18 protein-coding genes are annotated in these 18,547 nt (G+C 43.1%); all 18 read right to left on the reverse strand.

The window, feature by feature from the left end; genetic code table 11:
• Positions 1-21: 21 nt before the first annotated feature.
• Positions 22-687 carry a lipopolysaccharide kinase InaA family protein gene (locus EOPP23_RS01150; protein ID WP_153764142.1) on the reverse strand — a complete coding sequence of 222 codons (666 nt, stop codon included), beginning with the start codon at positions 685-687 and terminating at the stop codon, positions 22-24.
• Positions 677-2,065, reverse strand: a complete 1,389-nt coding sequence (locus EOPP23_RS01155; protein WP_153764143.1) for a PIG-L deacetylase family protein — start codon at positions 2,063-2,065, stop codon at positions 677-679. The genes EOPP23_RS01150 and EOPP23_RS01155 overlap by 11 nt, the downstream gene beginning before the upstream one ends.
• Complete coding sequence (locus tag EOPP23_RS01160; protein ID WP_153764144.1) at positions 2,055-2,813, reverse strand: glycosyltransferase family 32 protein; 759 nt, start codon at positions 2,811-2,813, stop codon at positions 2,055-2,057. Before EOPP23_RS01160 ends, EOPP23_RS01155 begins: the two co-directional genes overlap by 11 nt.
• Positions 2,806-3,711 carry an O-antigen ligase gene (locus tag EOPP23_RS01165; RefSeq protein WP_194842449.1) on the reverse strand — a complete coding sequence of 302 codons (906 nt, stop codon included), beginning with the start codon at positions 3,709-3,711 and terminating at the stop codon, positions 2,806-2,808. Before EOPP23_RS01165 ends, EOPP23_RS01160 begins: the two co-directional genes overlap by 8 nt.
• Positions 3,712-4,093: 382 nt before the next feature.
• Positions 4,094-5,335 (reverse strand): polysialyltransferase family glycosyltransferase, encoded by a 1,242-nt coding sequence (locus EOPP23_RS01170; RefSeq protein WP_153764146.1) that lies wholly within the window; start codon positions 5,333-5,335, stop codon positions 4,094-4,096.
• A 13-nt stretch (positions 5,336-5,348) separates the two neighbouring features.
• The gene (locus tag EOPP23_RS01175) at positions 5,349-6,449 is read right to left on the reverse strand and encodes a glycosyltransferase (RefSeq protein ID WP_153764147.1); all 1,101 of its coding nucleotides are present in this window, start codon (positions 6,447-6,449) and stop codon (positions 5,349-5,351) included.
• A gap of 7 nt (positions 6,450-6,456) precedes the next feature.
• Entirely contained in the window at positions 6,457-6,999 is a 543-nt protein-coding gene (locus EOPP23_RS01180) for a serine acetyltransferase (RefSeq protein WP_153764148.1), read from the reverse strand.
• A gap of 8 nt (positions 7,000-7,007) precedes the next feature.
• Entirely contained in the window at positions 7,008-7,658 is a 651-nt protein-coding gene (locus EOPP23_RS01185) for a lipopolysaccharide kinase InaA family protein (RefSeq protein WP_194842450.1), read from the reverse strand.
• A gap of 60 nt (positions 7,659-7,718) precedes the next feature.
• A complete protein-coding gene (locus EOPP23_RS01190) occupies positions 7,719-8,468 on the reverse strand; it encodes a lipopolysaccharide kinase InaA family protein (RefSeq protein WP_153764150.1) in 750 nt (249 codons plus the stop codon).
• A gap of 33 nt (positions 8,469-8,501) precedes the next feature.
• Positions 8,502-9,311: a lipopolysaccharide core heptose(I) kinase RfaP gene (gene rfaP / locus EOPP23_RS01195; protein ID WP_153764151.1), complete on the reverse strand. Its 810-nt coding sequence runs from the start codon at positions 9,309-9,311 to the stop codon at positions 8,502-8,504.
• Positions 9,312-10,451 (reverse strand): glycosyltransferase family 4 protein, encoded by a 1,140-nt coding sequence (locus tag EOPP23_RS01200; RefSeq protein ID WP_153764152.1) that lies wholly within the window; start codon positions 10,449-10,451, stop codon positions 9,312-9,314.
• On the reverse strand, positions 10,448-11,464 hold the full coding sequence (gene rfaC / locus EOPP23_RS01205) for a lipopolysaccharide heptosyltransferase RfaC (RefSeq protein ID WP_153764153.1): 1,017 nt from the start codon (positions 11,462-11,464) through the stop codon (positions 10,448-10,450). The genes EOPP23_RS01200 and rfaC overlap by 4 nt, the downstream gene beginning before the upstream one ends.
• Positions 11,461-12,531, reverse strand: a complete 1,071-nt coding sequence (gene waaF / locus EOPP23_RS01210) for a lipopolysaccharide heptosyltransferase II (RefSeq protein ID WP_153764154.1) — start codon at positions 12,529-12,531, stop codon at positions 11,461-11,463. Before waaF ends, rfaC begins: the two co-directional genes overlap by 4 nt.
• 396 nt (positions 12,532-12,927) lie before the next feature.
• A complete protein-coding gene (locus tag EOPP23_RS01215; RefSeq protein ID WP_153764155.1) occupies positions 12,928-14,046 on the reverse strand; it encodes an ABC transporter ATP-binding protein in 1,119 nt (372 codons plus the stop codon).
• A gap of 67 nt (positions 14,047-14,113) precedes the next feature.
• Positions 14,114-14,950, reverse strand: coding sequence for a carbohydrate ABC transporter permease (locus EOPP23_RS01220; protein ID WP_153764156.1), 837 nt, complete (start codon positions 14,948-14,950; stop codon positions 14,114-14,116).
• A 3-nt stretch (positions 14,951-14,953) separates the two neighbouring features.
• A complete protein-coding gene (locus tag EOPP23_RS01225) occupies positions 14,954-15,880 on the reverse strand; it encodes a carbohydrate ABC transporter permease (protein ID WP_194842451.1) in 927 nt (308 codons plus the stop codon).
• 102 nt (positions 15,881-15,982) lie between these two features.
• On the reverse strand, positions 15,983-17,251 hold the full coding sequence (locus tag EOPP23_RS01230; protein ID WP_153764158.1) for an ABC transporter substrate-binding protein: 1,269 nt from the start codon (positions 17,249-17,251) through the stop codon (positions 15,983-15,985).
• 582 nt (positions 17,252-17,833) lie between these two features.
• Positions 17,834-18,526 (reverse strand): IclR family transcriptional regulator, encoded by a 693-nt coding sequence (locus EOPP23_RS01235; protein ID WP_153764159.1) that lies wholly within the window; start codon positions 18,524-18,526, stop codon positions 17,834-17,836.
• Positions 18,527-18,547 lie beyond the last annotated feature (21 nt).

Below are 18,547 nucleotides of genomic sequence, written 5' to 3' on the forward strand. Positions count from 1 at the left end.
GCTCTGCAAGGTTGAGACGGGTTATCTGCCGTATTCAAGCTGTTCATAAAAGCCTTGCCACTCAGCTGCTGAGAGCAACCCGGACTCATACATGTCACGTTTAAGAACCTGAATTTTCACCTTCAACTTGTGGTTCAGCTTCTTCAAAGAACGAATGTACTTCAATCCAGTATCAATCCAGCAAACGTCACCATCAATGGTGGACATCACGTTTTGGAAATGAAGATCCCTGTAGATAGCTCCATGGCTGGCCATCAGGTTAATATCGCTAGCTACCTGCTTGAGGATTGAATCGAGTTTACCATTGAGCCTGAACTCAGCGGTATGATGCTCTATAGGAAGGTGGTCTCGCAAATTTTCAATAATCAGTAATTCATTAGCGGTGTTACTGAGAGGTGCGACACCCCAGAATTTTATCTTAGGAACAGTTACACCAATTTTTTTGAGAAAACGATTACCTTTGATTTCATCATACGACTTTGATCGAGATGTCATTAACCTGAAATTATCACGGAAGAAGTGACTGACTTTTACCGTTTTGTATACGTTTTCCTCACACTTATAAACTCTGGAATACATGCTTTCATAGATTTTCTCAGGAGGCTGAATATACTTCTTTCCCTGGTATTTTCTTATCTTTCTTCCGTAAAATTTCTGGTTGTTAAAGACTAGATTCTTATGACTCATGTTCTATTTTTGACAAACTCTTAACAATAAATATTTCATTAGCCCTTACGGCTTTTCTGAAGTAGGGATCATGACCGTATGATGGGGTCTTTCGTCCAATAAACCAAGACTGTAGTTTCGCTCTGAGCCATTTCTTCGCTTTTACTGGGCGACGAAGATCATGCATCATTTCGAGAGCGACTGCTTTATTCAGCTGTACTTCTTCAGAGAGAGTGAATGAATAGACACTGCCTACAGTCAGCTCTTCCTTAATCGGTGGCAGGCTTGTCAAGCTATGTGCAGGACCAAAAGGAAACATATCAGTCGTTTCAAGATGGTTTGCGTAACAGAGTAGATGGCCAGGTCTGTGAGTCGTTAGAGTTAGTGCCTCTTCTACGGCATAGGTCGCAGCCTTGTGGTCAGGGTGTGAATCTATGACCGTGTGAGGGGTGACGATTGCCGTTGGCTTTATATCGTCTATGAGCTCTTGAAGATCTGATACCAGATTATTCCAGGTTGGCTTGCCATCAGAGTCTGATGCGAGCTGACGTGTATTAAACTTTCTGAAGAAACGAGTATCATCCAGATCGGCAGTATGAGAAGGGAAAGACTTATTTTTATTCTGCTGCATTGGAGAAAGCTGCATGCAGAAATAACCAAGGTTAATAGAGTTTGTAAAAAGCTGTTTTCCCCATAGAGGTACAGACAAACTGTCCCAGATTCTTACCAGCCCTTTCAGACGAGATGCCTTAACAGGATCAGAAGAAAAATGCTTGAATGTTTCAGGCTCAATCTCACCAGCAGTCAGGGTGACAATATGAGACTCTGTGCTTTGGTAAAGGCCAAAGGCTGCTATTTCTGCATCGTCAGCGTGGGGGGCAATTACCAAGAGGTTACTGGTATTGACCTCATTATTATCGAACGTATATAGATCAAGCTTTTCATTAACCCGGCAGTGAGCAGCACTTAACTGTAAGCTGAAGTCTGTTTCTCCCGATGAATCCTGTAATAAGGGAGATATATCTATGTACTTGTAACCGTTGAGACCCCGTTCAAAATAAACGTTAAGGACTCTATGTTCTGATTGGATGATCAGGTGTGGGTCGAAGAAATAACCAGTAAAAGAAGAAGCTACTTTTGCTTTGATTAGAGTAGAACAATTTTCGTGCTCGCCATTAACTCTTATCTGATTACCTTTAAAAGTGAGAGACTGTGGAGTATGACCTTCCAATCGGAAATTAGTATCACTATTTCTTTTGTACCAGATGTGGTCAGAAAAAAAGAGGTTGGATATAAGCCATCCACTTAGTAGTACCAGAAAACAGAGAGCTGGATTTATGAATATCGTTGTGACTACAAGAACAGCTGCAAAAATAAAGGCAGTTTTATTAGCTTTCATTGCTTTTTCTTGTCTTGTAAGACTGAGCTTTATAATATGCTATTTTCATCAGACTAGTGATATCAGTAGACAGACCGGTCTTAAATAGATATCTGGAAAAGTTACTAAGGGTGCCCTTCTTTTTTCTGTTCCAACTGCCATCGAATAGGTGCTTTGCATATACTACTTCAGGCATTTCTGTATTGTATTTACTGGTACCGAAAGTACCAATTGGTAGTTTGCACTCATTATTGATGATCTCTTTTTGATTTTCTTCTGAAAAATTATGTTCTAAGAGAAACTGGCTAACAAAATTAACATTAACAAATGATTTAGCGTCTGAGCTATCGAACGTCAAATTATCATATAAATTCAGCATTTTTTCTGTCAACCAGTGCTCTTTGTGACACCCGATTGCTGATGTTCCAAAACGCCCTTTATCCTCAAGACCGATAAAAAAATCAAAGGAAAGCAAAGGAATGAAATCTTTGTAAACTTCTACGTCAGTATCAAGGTAGATTCCACCGTATTTATTTAATGCATACATGCGCACATAATCAGATACAAATGCAAACATTCCTGCTTGATATGCAGCTGAGACAAAGGGATGGTTCTTAATGTCAAAGCTATCCTCATTCCAAAACCTGATCTCATAGTCTGATAGGTGATGCTTCCATGAAGAAATACAGCGCTTGATAGTTAGGCTGTAATCGGCTGGGCCAAACCAGCAGAAATGCACAATTTTGGGGATTTTATTGTTATCAAACATGCAGTGACTGCTCTTCTTCTAAACTTTCTTTGATGTTTTGTTGTCTAATCGATGCGAGTAATAGACCTACAGGAAGCCATAAGAAGACATAATACGCATGTGGTCTATAGACGATTATATGGACATCGGATGCCATTCCAACGAAATTGAATGACAATAATGCTAGCCCAGCTAGCAAGAGTGGAGTTTTTGGTGTTGAAAAAAATTTTATAATCAGCAATGACATAGCAAGAAGATATAAACTCACACCGATCAAGCCAGATTCATAAATAATAAGAACAAAGCCGCTATGTGGGTGATGTGCAGTGAAGTTTATAATCGGGTTAAAAATTGACATCTCTGCATCAGCGCCAAAACCAACAAGTGGTGATGTTGCAAGTACTGCTGACAATGCATTTTCCCAAATAAACCAACGATTACTGGTAATTGATGCCAAGATTTGATCTGTTGCCTCAAGAGAGATTGTTGATGCGCTTAAGTCGGTTGCTTCCCATATAAAAAGAGCTATGCCTAAAGCAGTGAATAGAGAGATTGGTCGTATTAATTTAGGTGATGATGCTATGAGAAATACTACACTACCAATAATAACACCGAGCAGAGCTAATCGGGTCCCTGTGTAATAAGTTGCTGCCAAACATAAGAGAAATGCCACCAGAAAAATATACTTGCTATTGCCTTTTATAGAAATCATCCGGCTGAAGGACAGAACAGTAAACGCACCATAGAATAACCCTGCCTGTATGGAGGTACTGAATTGACCGTATTCTCCGTATAACATCGACTCGAGCCTAAAAGATCGATACTTCCAACTGAATCCATACTTTTCAAAATTAAAATAAAGCGTGATTATAGCGGCGATGCTAATCACTACAATAGCGGTATCCAGTGCTTTTTTCATATGTGACCCGTTTTTATAACTGGTAGTGATGACTATTGCAGCTAGGTACACAAAAACATATAAAGCATTTCTAACATAGTCGGTTACGACAGATGTTTTATGGCTAGTTGACCATAATGATGTGAGAGAAAACCATATAATGAATATGGTAATTAATATCTCTTGCTTATTATAAAAAATACTTCTGTAGTTGGATATGTTGAAGACAAGGTAAAGAATGGTGGGGAGCATTAACCATAGGTTTGTCTGGGCAGCTTGCCCACTACCTGATTCAAGCCACATCAGTGATGATAGTTGTACAAAAATACCTATTGATATCCATATAATGAGGAAATTGTTAACGTTACATCTTGTCGGCATTGTCGGCATTGTTGGGTTTTCTTTAGTAGGTAGAATCTAAGGCTAGATTAGAGTGTGAATATGTACTATCTAATATTGAAGAAATTAATATTGAACATTCTTGCAGACCAGATGCACCATTATTAAGATGGTATTCCGACAATTTTTCAGTCATGTCAATATAAGTTATGTAATTAGACTCTATTTCCCTGATTTTTTTCTCTAGAGACTTTAAGTCGTAACATCTATCTCCAAGGAATTTCTCAAGTGAGAAAATGTCAGTAGTCTTATACATATTAAGAAATGCTATTGGACGTTTTGCTAGGGAAGCCTCGAGTATTGCATTAGATTCAATGGATATGACAATACTGCACTTAACTAAAGTTTGTGCCAAATTGATATCACTAGCGAGTAAAGTTATTTGATTTGAACTTGATTCTGCGGTTCTCCAAAATTCAGATTGACTTCGTGGATGCGGTTTAATAAAAAGCTGGTACTCAGGGTTGTTTAGAATCCAGTTAAGAGTAATCTGATAGTTACTTTGAGCTAGAGCTGTTTTTTCTCTATCAGGCCCCATGCCTAGAAGTAGGACTTTTTTATTTGATTCTGGAAGAGCTGGAATATCATAACTCTCATCAATCATATGTGAACCAGAAAGAACTATCTCAGATGTACCATATATATTTTTGTATTGTCTCAAGCTTTCAAGAGAGCTTTCTCCAAACAAGAAATAATAGTCATAGTCGTTCATGGTAAACTGCCAGTCATATTCCGTCGTTGTAGCATGAGCGAGCTGAATCAGCTTGCCGCCCCTTTTGTTAATAGCTTCACGCAGGAAAGGGGCCATCAGCATGCCGTTTCTATCATTTAGGATGATTTTTGGGTTGTATGTCTCTATCAGATATTCGGCATAAGCGGCATAATAATAAAAGCGCAGTGGTATTGACGATTTTGGCTTTGATAATAAATGTTTTGAAATGACACTCCATTTTTTTTGGAAGCCAGTTTCTGATATTGTAAAGCCTTTCTTATTGAGGTTTTTTTTTAGTTTCTTTTTTCGGTTTAGGTTTATTATTTTTTCTGAGTGTTGGAATATTAGTATATCTGAATTTATTTTTTCTTCTTTCTTTTTTATAAAGTAAGAAATCAGAAATGCAAAAAAACCAAGTAGCAAGTTTTCTGTTTTTTCCTGATAGTGCTTAATGTATCGTTTGATTCCAGATCGCCTGTTAAATATAATATCTTTTTGATATTTTTCTATTGCGATAAGTTTTTTTTCTTCCATTGGTTAGTTATATCTAAGTTTTGTTGATGATTGCTTTAAGCTGTACAGAAATCGCTTTATAGGTAAATAAATCTTTGATTCTATCAATCATAAATGAGGCTGCAGAAATTTTTTCTTTTTCTGAAGTTTGATAGACATTGATCATTTCCTTAGCTAGTTCATTCGCATCCCCAAAGGTGAAGCTACGGGCATGTGGACCAACTACTTCAGGTGCACCCCCACAGTTACTAATAATAGTAGGTAAACCTGCTGTCATTGCTTCGAGGAGAACCATGCCAAAAGGTTCACGGTCAGACGTTAAAACGAAACTATCAAAGGCTTTGAAATATACTTGGGCATCTTTAACCATACCAAGGAATAAGACTCTATCTCGTACACCCAATGTTTCTGTTAAGGCCTTTAGCTCTTGCTCAAGCTCACCAGTACCCAAAATTACCAATATGGAATCACTTTCTTCCTGGCATACTTTTGCATAGCCTTTTATAAGTGTGAACTGATCCTTATCTGGATGCAGCCGCCCTACGTTTGCAAAAATATATTTGTTTTCAGGTAACCCTAGATAAGCTCTTGCTTCAATGGTAGAAACCTGGTTACTACGCAGGCGTTCATAGTCAATAGCGTTATAGAGAGTGTGTATGCGCTTCTCGCTAAAACCAGGGAGTGACAGCCTGAGATCATCTCTGATGGCGTTAGAAACACCTAACAGGGATAATTTGTTTTTATACCTGTAGGCGTGAAGCCTGCGGGTTAAACGTTTGTAGTCTCCAAAACAGTGATGTACACCAAACACAGGTATATTTGTCGCTTTATTTGCAATGTATATTGACTTAAAACGATGAGCGATAATGAAATTGTAATCTTCATTCTCACAAATTTTCTTAATTTGTTTAATCTGTTTTCTTTTTAGTCCACGAATATCTTTGCTGCTGTTTTTTAAAAATATCACATGGTCTGAACACGACTCTTCTGCAATTTGGCTATCTTCATCTCCCTTAATGTAAACAGTAGTTACTTTATATCCAGCTAACCGAATGGCTGTAGCATACTGTTTTGCAATATCAAGGAATGGAGGGTTGTAGCTATGGCAAATTTGAAGGATTGTTTTATCTGTCATTCGTGAATCAACGGTTAGGTAAGAATGTTATGTCTTTTTTATTTATGACAGTACTGTTACTTGGGATATCTTTATTAATAAATGTCATGGCTCCGATATTAACATTGTCACCAATTTTAAGATTATTGGCTATTATGCAGCTATTTGTGCCAACAGTGACATTGTCACCTATTACTATTTCCCCTTCACCGCTAAAACCGGAGAACCCGATAGTTGAGTTTTGCCGAATATAGAAATTTTTTCCTATTTTAGCTCTGTCACTAATGACGATGCCAGTCATATGCAATAGTTGTAAACCAATGTCTATGTTGGCACCTAACATAATTTCGATATTGTGTTTGGTGATAAGTCTTTTATTGATTCTTTTTGCGATAGAACGTTTTAAAGTATTGTTTGAGTTGTATAGTAGATAAGCTGCTCTAAACCAGAAAAGATAGTGGCACTGTCTTTTTCTTAAAACTTTCCTGATAACTTTTAACCAGCTAAATTTTTTATTATTGAGAACTTCTATGATTAAAAATTCTCTAAATGAACAGTGATTTTCTTGCATGATTACATCTAGATAATGTTATTGATTTCATTTTGCAACAGATTTATTTTAGGGATAGCTATATCTTTATATGGATGATTGACCCAATCTCTTTCTAACCTATCTAAATCTTTTAAGAAGTGGTCTTTACCTTTTTTTGACCTATTCGATGAATCCAGGTCGATAACATAGGTTCCTTCTTGAGATTGTATAAAATTGGCTGTTTTCGTATCACCATGAATTATGTGATGAGAATACATTTTCTTTAGAGCGCTTATTATACCGTCAACAAAGTTACTGGTTTCTTTCTCAGAAAAGCGCTCAGGGTAGTCGATGAAGTTTTGTCCTGTTTGCCCTTGAATAAACTCAGTAATAACATAGCTTTCAATACATAATGGTCCAGATTTTTTTAAGATCAATGCAAGCGGTTTGGGCGTGCGAACATTGATTTCCTCAAGTAGCTTTGCGCTATTCCAATAGTTTTCTGCTCTTGATATGTGCAGGCTTCGCAATATGCAGTGTCCATAGCCCTTAAATTTATAGTTTTTGATGATAACATCAAGCTGACTGCATTCGTCAGTGGCAAGAAAAATGTCTGCTGACCTGTCATCTTTAACGATTTTGGCATGATCCAGTAGAGACTGAAAATTGAAACCTTCAATTTCAGGAGCGACTTGCATATATACGAGCTTTGAAGGGAATGGCATTTCCGGTAACTGCCTTTATAGTTAGATCCAATATCATTTACTAAAAAAATTAATGATAGACTCGATGGTTTGTTTGTCTTTCAGGGACAGTTTGCTCGAGCTGGTATATATTTTGAAAAATCGTACTCGCTGAGTTTTTGAAAGGCACAACTTAGCCACTTTATCCAGACAGGCTAGATCTTTGATCTTTTTTCTACCTGCTATCGCTGACGGTAGAATCTCGCCTGCAGGGCAGTCGATCAAAAAACATGAAGGTTTTTCTCCTTGTGTCACAAGTATGTTGCGCCACTTGTGGTCTGTATGAATAAAATTTTTACTATGCAAAGTTCGAGTTATGCCAGCTACTTGTTCAAGAACAGAACTCATCCACTTACCATCTTGAATTTTAGGCGACCCCTCATCCACCATCGTTTTAAGGTCTTTGGTATTTTTAACTTCTTCGGTAATCAGAACACCACGCGTCATCATCGTGAAGCTCTTTTCCTCACCATAGGCAATGACCTTTGCAGCAGGTATACCCAGTTTGTGAAAGAAAAGCATATTCTCCCACTCAGCCCTGATTCTGCTTCTGCCTGCGTATCGTCTTAGCCCTTTACCAGCTTTGGTGTAACGCTTCACATAGTAACCAATACCATCTATTTCAATTCTGTGTACGTTACTAAGTTTGTCGGAGGAAACTTCCTTTCCAGATAGGGAAAATACGCTGTCCAGACTGGAAAAAGCTTTCCGAGCCGCAGCAGACTGACAGGCATCGGTGATAGTCCAGGAGGATGAATTCAACATAAATATTAATGCTTAAGTCAGACCTTTAGAAACTCAGTAGTTAGGGTGACCAGCTTTTCGCTCCATTCTTCTATAAAGTTTGTGTGCTTTGTGCTCAATGGCAGAAAGAATAGTTTTGTAGCTTGATAGAGCTTCGCGTAAAGGTAGCCCTGAATATATTTTCAGGAAACGCAAAATATCCCTGCTGGTAAATCCGTAGTCCATCGCAGAGAAGTACAGTCCAGACAGATCTTTCAAGCGCCAGCGTTCAGGCAGATTCTGATGAATCATTGCTCGATGTAAATCAATCATATAAAACTGAATGGGCTTATTATCCGGAAAGCCCTCTTTTGGCATCATAAAATGACAAAGATAATAATCCCGATGATTCATACCATTGTCATGCATCACTTTACTGATTTCGGCAAGCTTTTGAACAATAGCCCATTTCAGTTTTACAGACGGTGGGTTTTCCTTCCAGGTTTCACAGAAGTCTTCCAGAGTAATCATATTCTCCAGCTCTTCTGTGATAAGGAATGAACGCTGTTTTGCAGGGTTAAAACCTGCTTCTCCAAAGCCAACCGTTGTCATGGTTTCTACACCGATAGACTTTAGCTTTGTCAGAGCTTCCCACTCATCCCGAGCACCAAGCACCGGCCTTCTGAGTCTTAGGATACTTTCCAGAATCTCTTTCCAGCCCACGCCCATGTGAACTTTGGCAAAGTATCCCTTACCGTTAAATTCGAAGCGGAAGGTTCTTCTGGCTTCCAGCTCTCTGAATACTTCACCGTCCATAGTTTCGAGAAAGGCCTGAACGTCTTTCCCTTGCCAGGCCTGTTTAAAATCGTCTCTCAGGTAAAGCATTCAGTGGGCTCCAGCCGCTGCTTTTTTCTCTGCCATCGTCATTATGATGTCGGCTGCTTTTTCGGGCATGCTGTAAAGGTCAGTTTTTTTACTGAAGCGTACAGCGTTACCCTGCCAGAGCTGCTGTTGTGATGTTCCAAGCATTTCATCCAGTAGCTGATTCAACCGTTGTTGCTTGAAAGGTGATTCCACTACATAGCCAGCTTCGGCATCGAGAATATAGTGCGCAAAACCACAGACATCCGTTGTCAGAACAGGAAGGCCAGACACCAAAGCTTCCAGTAAAACTGTGCCGGTGTTTTCGTTGTAGGCAGGGTGAATCAACAGATCAGCACCGAGAAGAAAACGAGGTACATCACTGCGGCCCGCAAGAAACTGTATTCGGTCATGAACGCCTTTCTGTTTAGCCAGACCTTCAAAGGGTTTCTGTTTGTCCTGACCAATAATAAAGAACCGGGTTTTACTCTTCAGTGACTCGGGTAGAGAGGCAATAGCTTCGATAGCACGATCCAGCCCTTTGGTTTTAAAACCGGAACCAACCATGAGAACCAGCTTTTCGTCGTCTGCCAGTTTGAACTCTTTACGAAGCTCTCTGCGAATTACGTCTGCATTCTCCGGGCGACAGCAGTCTTTTGAAATACCCGGTGGCAGAAGAACAATACGTTCATCTGGTGTCTGATAATGCTGCTGAAAAACAGGCTTTTGCAGTGGAGAAATCAGCAAAGACAGGGTGTGACTCTCTTTCGAAAAAACTGCCTGCTCAAAAGCTCGATACTGTTTATAGCGAGAAGTCAGGCGATACCACCAACCTTTGCCCAGAGCCTTATCCTGATAACAAGTGTCTGCCGCATAATAAACATCCAGCCCTGCCATCTTGTTAAACCCAGCCAGCAAAGTGTCAGGTTCACTCTTCATATCTGCCTGAATACGGTTCTGGAAGTTCAGCATCTTGGCATGGTTGGACGCACCACTGGAACGCAGAAACTTGATGTCAAAGCCTTCCGGCTTATCACCCTGCCAACTGGTGGTGTAAACCCTGATTTCATGCCCTTGCTTCTGACATTCCAGAGCAATTCTCATGAAGTCTCTCTGCAGACCACCAAAGGGGAAATATTTATAGAGCGCAAAGGCTATGGTCATACTGCTTCCTCGACCGGCTTGCGCAGAATCTGTTCCAGTGTCTGCCAGACATAGTCAGGGGTCATGGGTGTAAATATGTCCGGATCTGCTTTGGGAATATCGACTTTCGGGCAGTCTTTTACCGTCAGGTGAATCTGGGAGTTGCCATAGGCGCCTACCAGGTCAGGACTGGTTGGGCCGTAAAGGGAAACCGAGGGTGTTTCCAGAGCGGCAGTAAGATGCCCAAGGCCAGTATCAACTGCTACGGCTGCTTCGGCATTGGCAATAACACCGGCAACACCAGCAAGACTCAACCTTGGCAGAACTTCAATATTGTCAGAGAACTTGGCAATGCAGTTTGCTCGCTCTTTTTCTTTTTCACTGCCCCATGGAATTACCACATGGTAACCAGCCGCTTCTACTCTTTTTGCCAGCTGACACCAGTAAGCTTCAGGCCAGTGCTTGGTTGCCCAGGTGGTACCGTGAATAAAAACGACATAAGGCGTTTTATCAATCAGGTCACTGTCGAATCTTGTTCGATCAAGTTGAAACTGACCTGTATGTTCTGGCAGTTCGTAGCCCAGGGATTTTGCGAACAGTTGACGTACACGCTCAACCGCGTGCTGACCCCATGCGACTTCCTGAGGATGATCGTAAAAACGTGAAGCCGCCGGTTCTCTGGCAGAATTTTTGTTTAATCCAAACTTTGGACCTTTCGCCATACGAGTGATCAGGGCACTTTTAATCAAGCCTTGAGCATCGATAACTGCATCATATTCTCTGGTTTTAAGGTCTTTTCTGTATCGACGCCATTCACCAGAACGGATGGTCTTGAAAATAGATTTACGCCAGCGACGTACCGCAACCGGGATAACCTTATCCACTGCCGGATGCCAACGGGGTACTTCAGCAAACCCTTCTTCCACCACCCAGTCAAACTTGATACCTGGAATCGCTCTGGCAGCATCGGTCAGAGCGGGCAGAGTGTGAATCACATCGCCCATGGAGGTGGTTTTTACAATCAGAACCTTCAAGCTCTTACCTCCAGAGGCTGCTCACTGGTTAAACGACCAATGGCATCTATAACCATATGAGGACCAAGCTTGTTCATACAGTCCATATGACCAAGTGGACACTGTCGTTCAAAGCAGGGGCTGCATTCGAGTCCCAGCCAGAGCGTTTCACTGTTTTTATTCATTGGTGGTGTATGCGCCGCTGTGGTTGAGCCATAAACGGCAACCAGTGGGCGGGACAGGGCGGCAGCAATATGCATCAGCCCCGAATCATTGCTAACGACAGAACTGGCTCTGGACAAGAGGTCTACAGCATCGGCAAGGGATGTCTGCCCAGCCAGATTGAAACACTGCTGTTGCAGCTGGTCTGGTAGAAAGGCCTGAATCTCGCTGGTGACCGGACGGTCTTTCTCTGAACCGAATAACCAGACCTGCCAGCCCTTTTCTGCCATGGTACGGGCAACTTCACCGTAGTAACCGGCCGGCCATTGTTTGGATGGGCCAAACTCGGCACCGGGGCATAAAGCTAGTACTGGAGCTTCTGTACTAAGGCTGTATTTTTTCAGAACAGAGCTGACCAGAGCTTCATCAACTTCCAGAGCAGGAGCTGGCAGTGGCTCAGGAAGCTCAGATCCGTCAGGGTAGGCAAGAGCAATAAAACGCTCCACCATTAACGGGTACTTCTCTTTATCCAGAACTCTCAGGTCATTGAGTAGACCGTAGCGCATTTCACCGCGCCAGCCGGTGCGAACGGGAATACCAGCCAGAAAAGGGACCAGTGCTGACTTTAAAGAATTAGGTAGCAGGATGGCCTGATCATAACCTTCTGCCTTGAGGTTCCGGGCGATCTGTCTGCGAATGCCCAGGTCAAGCTTGCCGTGGCCTACAGGCATATCGATGCCCTGACGAACTTCTGGTATACGGTCAATGATTGGGCGGCTCCAGCCGGGAGCAAGAACATCAATGACCGCATCAGGGTTTTGCTGTTTGATGGCGATGAACAGCGTCTGCGCCATCACCATGTCCCCTACCCAAGAAGGGCCGACAATCAGATACTTCACTTTACCACTGGCTACTGTTTCTGGCATTCGGGCACGCTACCGCCCTCAGTAGGGACCTGCCCAACCGAAGGAATAAACATTGTTTTTAGTGGGTACTGGCTGCCAGTACCCTGTTTTAGTAGTCAATTGGCGAATTCAAAGGTTATTTGTCTGCCGGAGACAGATCAATAACCGTGTAGATATTCGATCACGCATGACCACATTTATAGGCTCAGTTCTGAACTGATACCAGTCGAAAATTAACCGGCGATTATACGCCAGTTATCAGGATAACCCTAACAGTAACAGTGGGAAGCCAAATAGTGGAAAACACTTGGTAAGAAAGAAATGCTGAAGAGTAATTGAACAATAGTACTTAGTTTTAATAATTTGGCAGAGAGAATGGGGATTCCCTCTGCCAACAGGAGCTGATCTGATTTCTTGTTAGGCGCAGGCCTCCTCTTTTACCGGGGTTGAAAGAGCAACTTCCAGTCTACGATCATCTGCAGTAAACAAATGACATCGTGAAAGGTGGAAGCTGAACGTCATAGGTTCGCCTTTAACCAGTTCAAGGTCAGAATCGGCTTCGATGGTTACAGGTTGGCCATCAATATCGCTGTACACATAAGTAGTGCCGCCCAGCTGTTCAACCACATCAACATCCACAGTCAAAGAAATATCTGCTTCAGAACCGGAGAAGAAATGTTCTGGACGAATGCCGAGAGAGAGCTTGTCGCCCTCATTCACAGTGCGACCATCGCAGCTGAGAGACAGCTTTTGGCCATCATGAAGAAGAACGTTAACCTGCTCGCTGTTGGCTGAAAGTACGGTTACTGGCAGGAAGTTCATTTTTGGTGAACCGATGAAACCAGCAACAAACTTATTCACGGGCTGGTGATAAAGTTCCAGAGGCGTGCCCACCTGCTCAATGTTGCCGTCTCGAAGTACAACAATCTTGTCAGCCATGGTCATCGCTTCCACCTGGTCGTGGGTTACGTAGATCATGGTATTGCCCAGCTGCTCATGGAGCTTGGATATTTCGATGCGCATCTGCACACGCAGTTCAGCATCCAGGTTAGACAGGGGCTCATCGAACAGGAATATTTCCGGTTGGCGAACAATGGTTCGGCCAATGGCAACACGCTGTCGTTGACCACCAGAAAGCTCTTTAGGTTTGCGATCCAGTAGGTCACCCAATTTCAGGATGCGAGAGGCTTCAGAAACACGCTGCTCAATCAGGTCTTTGGGTTGCCCGGTTACTTCCAGACCAAAGCTCATGTTTTCAAGCACTGTCATGTGTGGATAAAGTGCATAGGATTGAAAAACCATGGCAATTTCACGCTTGCTGGGCTGCCAGTTGGTAACCTGGTTGTTACCAATGTAAACCTCGCCTTCGGTCACTTCTTCCAGGCCGGCAATCATGCGCAGCAGAGTAGACTTGCCGCAACCGGAAGGGCCGACAAAGACGACGAATTCACCGTGTTTGATGTCCAGATCAACGCCGTGAATGGTTTCAACCTTGCCGTAGCGTTTTACAACTTTTTCTAACTTAACGTCAGCCATGACGGTTTCCTTATACTTAAAGTTCAGAAGAACTAAATCTTTGTCGTTTACTTCACAGCGCTGGCATTTATTTAACCGCGCCAGAAGTTACGCCACCAATAAACTGTTTTTGCAGCAGAGCAAAAACGAACACAACCGGTGCCGCAGCGAGGAATGAGGCAGCCATGGCTCCACCCCAGTCGGAATTGTTTTCGTTGATATAACGAAGCAACAGGCCAGGTCCAACGGTACGGTTTTCTTCAGAGGTGATCAGTGTCATGGAGTAGAGCAGATCGTTCCAGGACCACATAAAGGCGTAGAGAGTTACCGTGATAAAAGCCGGGAAAGAGATCGGCATTACGATTCTATAAAAAATCTTGATGTTACTGGCGCCATCCACCTTGGCTGCTTCAATCAGTTCGTTAGGAAGCTGTTTGAAGTAGCTGTACATCATGTAAGTGCTGACCGGCAGCGCAAAGACAATGTAGGAAATGGTGAGTCCCAATTTGGTATCGAGTAGGTTTACCGCTTGCAGCATGGGGTAGATGCTGATCAGCAAAACACCAAACGGGAACATCTGGGCAGACAGTATTAACAGCATCAAAGGCTTCTTCGCTGGATACTCAAACTTGGCAAAGCTGTATCCGGCCAGTGAAGCGAGAGCTGCATTTAACAGAGCTGACGAAGTAGATGTCAGTAGGCTGTTTTTAAGCTGCAGTAGCAGGTTACCTTCGCTGATAGCGGTTAAAAAATGCCCTAAATAAAAGTCGCTGGGGAACATGGTTGGTTCAAGCTGGTAAAGCTCGCCATTTCCCTTGAAAGCACTGCTTAAAGCCCAGTAAACAGGGAAAAACAGAAAAAATGCGATTAACAGCAGCAGAGCTATAAAGCCTGCCTTGGCCTGCCAGGAACGTAATTCAAACATGGCTTAATCCTCTTTAAACAGACTGCGGAGGTAAAACACGACCAGAGGCATAAGGGTGAACACCCAGAGCACGCCGATGGTTGAAGCCATACCCAGGTCCCAGTTTTCAAAGGCTTGTTTGAATACTTCTATGGAGAGTACGGTTGTTGACCTGATTGGGCCACCGCCGGTAAGGGCGTAAATAATGTCGAACTGCTGCAGGTTACCGATCATACCCAGAGCACCGGTGACCAGAAAAACCGGGCCAAGGTGAGGGATTATCAGGCGTCTAACGATGGTCAGGTTGCCTGCACCATCAAGGCGGGCTGCCTCGATTTGCTGAAAGTCCATACTTTGCAGACCGGCGAGGAAGAAAGACATAAATAGCGGGATTGAGATCCAGGTTCGAGTCAGGATAATGGCCATCATGGCTCCAATATCATCTGACAGAAACTGAATAGATTCATCAGTGATACCTGCACCTAAAAGCATGGCATTCACAACACCGTATTTCCCGTTGAGCATCCAGGCCCAGACAAAGGCACTGACAGTACTGGGAAGAATCCAGGGTAGCAGAGTCATTGTTCTGAATACGGCTCTTCCCTGAAAGTCCTGATGCATAAGTAAAGCCCAGGCCAATCCTAATGTCATTGTCAGAACGGTGGTGCCCACTACGAATATAGCAGTGGTCACCCATGATGCCAGAACATAGGGGTCACTAAGGATAGTGACAAAGTTATCGAAACCGATAAAAATCGGTTCCATGTCGTATATAGTGAATTGAAAGAACGACATGGACATAGCATCCACGAAGGGATAGAAGACCATGACCATAAAAGCAGTCATCGCCGGCACCAGTATCAGGTAGGCAAAGCGACGATCTCCTGCTTTTAGACTTCGTTCTTTTGTGGGTTTTTTCAAACCCTGGTCTTGAGTAGATACCATATCCATGCAGTCAGCCCTTGAATATTCGGACATATGAATTCGTAAGTTACGTGCCCACCGAAGGCGGGCAAGTAACAATCTAATGTTCGATTACGTGTGTTCTCACACTTACTTCATCAAACGCTTCATGCGGGATTCCATATCGGCAGCTGCTTTTTCAGCATCTTTCTTGCCGAGAATCACAGACTGAACTTCTTCACTGACAACAGCGATGTAGTTTGCGCTGTTCTTGATGGCAGACAGTTCGTTACGCTTTGGCAGACCCAGAGAAGCATTCCAGTTAACGATATAGTCATCCTTGCTGATCAGTTCATTGCTTCGAGCTGCCAGAGAGCCAGGAATAGCGCCGGATTTCTTGAAGTAATCCAGCTGAATGTCAGCATTCATGGTCAGACCTTCAACAAATTTGGCTGCTTTACTGTCCTTGCTGAGCTTGCCGTTAATTTTTGCTGCATCGGATTTCATCATCACCAGCAAGTGACCCCACTGCATGGCATGGGAAGTCATTCCTTCTTCAGCAACAGGTGTCTGCATTGGCAGAACATACTGGTCGTAGTCAGCACCTTTACCACTGAAGTCACGAGCAAATCCGCGAGCTACTGGTGCGTCGAAGTAATAAGCTGCAGACTCCTGACCAAACAGACGACGGGCAGCGCCACGGTCGGTATCGAGGTTGGCCAGCTTTTCATCAATCAGAAGCTTCAGGAAGTTCAGGGTTTCTACGGTTTCTTCAGAGTTGATGGAGAGTTGATTCTTGTCATCAAAAATCTTGCCTCCGTGCGCCCACAACCAAAGCTGGAAGTCACCGGAGATCAGGTTGTTTGATTTGGTCATCAACGCATAAGGTGTGCTTTCAGGGTATTGGGATTTAACTTTACGGAGGGAGCTAACGAATTCGTCGATAGTCTTTGGTGCTTTGCCAATGCCACTTTCATCCAGCATTTTCTTGTTGGCGACCAGGCTGATGGAGCCTGTGTTCCAGGGTAATCCAAGCTGCTTGCCATCTAAACGACCAGCTTCCAGTACTTCGGCAGGTATCTGGCTTTCAAGGAAGTTTTTACCATAGATGTCGTTAAAGTCGACCAGATTTGGCATCTTGCCCAGTGTTGGCAACCAGCGAGCCTGAAGTTGTGAAACATCAAGAGGCTGTCGTGTTCTAAGGCGCAGATAAATGTTCTTCTGCATATCGCCCCATGAACTGTCCAGCACATTGACGGGAACCTCGGTTTTATCGATCAAACCTTGAATAACCGGCTTATTACTGGGCTCTGCAGTTACCCAGTTAAGGAAGGTTATATCTTTACTGGCGGCCATTGAGCTGCCTGTAAGCGCGACAAGTGCTGATGCCAGCAGAGTCTTTTTTATTATTTTCTTCATTGTTCCCTCACTTCCAGAAGTACTGATTCACGGATTCAAAATAAGAATCGATGGCTCTTATGGTGTGTCGCAACACAACTTGCTTAGCATGGTCGTGCATTAACACGGTTCATTCAAACCCTGAATCTGATCCTGAGTACTTCATCAAGGCTTGAGTCTGTTACAGGTTAATCAAGACACCGAATGTATCTATAATAGATATACTGCATGAGTAAAAAACATCTGGCAAGGCACTTGGCGCTCTTAAAAACTGCTTAAAAATGAGTTTTAAATATCTTATTTTTTCCATCAAGGCTTACTCTGCCAAGGGTTCTAGACGTTTTTTGTGCCTGTTTTTTAGGGTTTTATTGATTTTTTGTGCATCAAAAACATGACCCTTATCAATTTTATTCAACTTCGATTGGGTTTGTGCTGATTTGATAAAAGTCTTCTGATAAGGTTTATTTGTATCTATAGTAGACACAAAAAGAAAATAAGGATAATTTAGATTTAGAAGAGCCTGGGTTTATGGCAGGTGAGCTTCTCTACAGGTTCCAATGAAACAGAACCTGATAGAGAGGGTAAGAAGTTGGTAAGTGACGTTTAGTTAGAGATTCTGGCAGACAGGGATTGAAGGTGGTGAATGTGCTGTTCCAGATCTTTATCGGACTGATTATAGAGACGGGAAAAAGCGAGACCAGCCTGTGCTGGCTTAAACACAGGCACCGCGATGCTGTATTCACCACTGTCAGCATCACGACGAACAGCAAAGCCCTCCCGGCGAATCTGTTCCAGTTTTGGTGTCATGGCTTTGAACCGTTCGACTCCCAGTCGCTGTTCAACAATCTCGTCATCTTCCTCTGCCATCAGAACCTGTCCGATGCTTGAGTGACAGGCGTCGTAAAGAGGAAAAGAGCCAATGCCGCTGGTTAATGAGGAATTTGGAAGACCATGAAACAGATAACTGACCTTGTCTTGCCAGAGCACACCAAGCGCCACGATAAACGGCAACGGCATTATTTCATCAATAACAGGCAGAGCATTTCTGAACAGATCAGAGCCTCTGATGGCCTGAGAGGCCAGAGCATGAATCCCAGGACCCGGCATATAGGCACGCTGATCGTTCTGGACAGCCAGGCCAATGCTTTTGAGTGTTCTCAAAAGCCGGTTAACACGGGTGGGATCCAACCCCAATTGTCTGGCTAGCTCTCGTCCACGGACGGGCTGGTCAGCAGCCGCAAGGCTCTGAAGACAGGTGATGCCATCAATCAAACTCTGATTTGGCTGGGAAGACATAAAGAACCCACAAACAGTTAA

Source organism: Endozoicomonas sp. OPT23 (genome assembly GCF_009653635.1).
In the GTDB taxonomy this organism is placed as follows: Bacteria; Pseudomonadota; Gammaproteobacteria; order Pseudomonadales; family Endozoicomonadaceae; genus Endozoicomonas_A.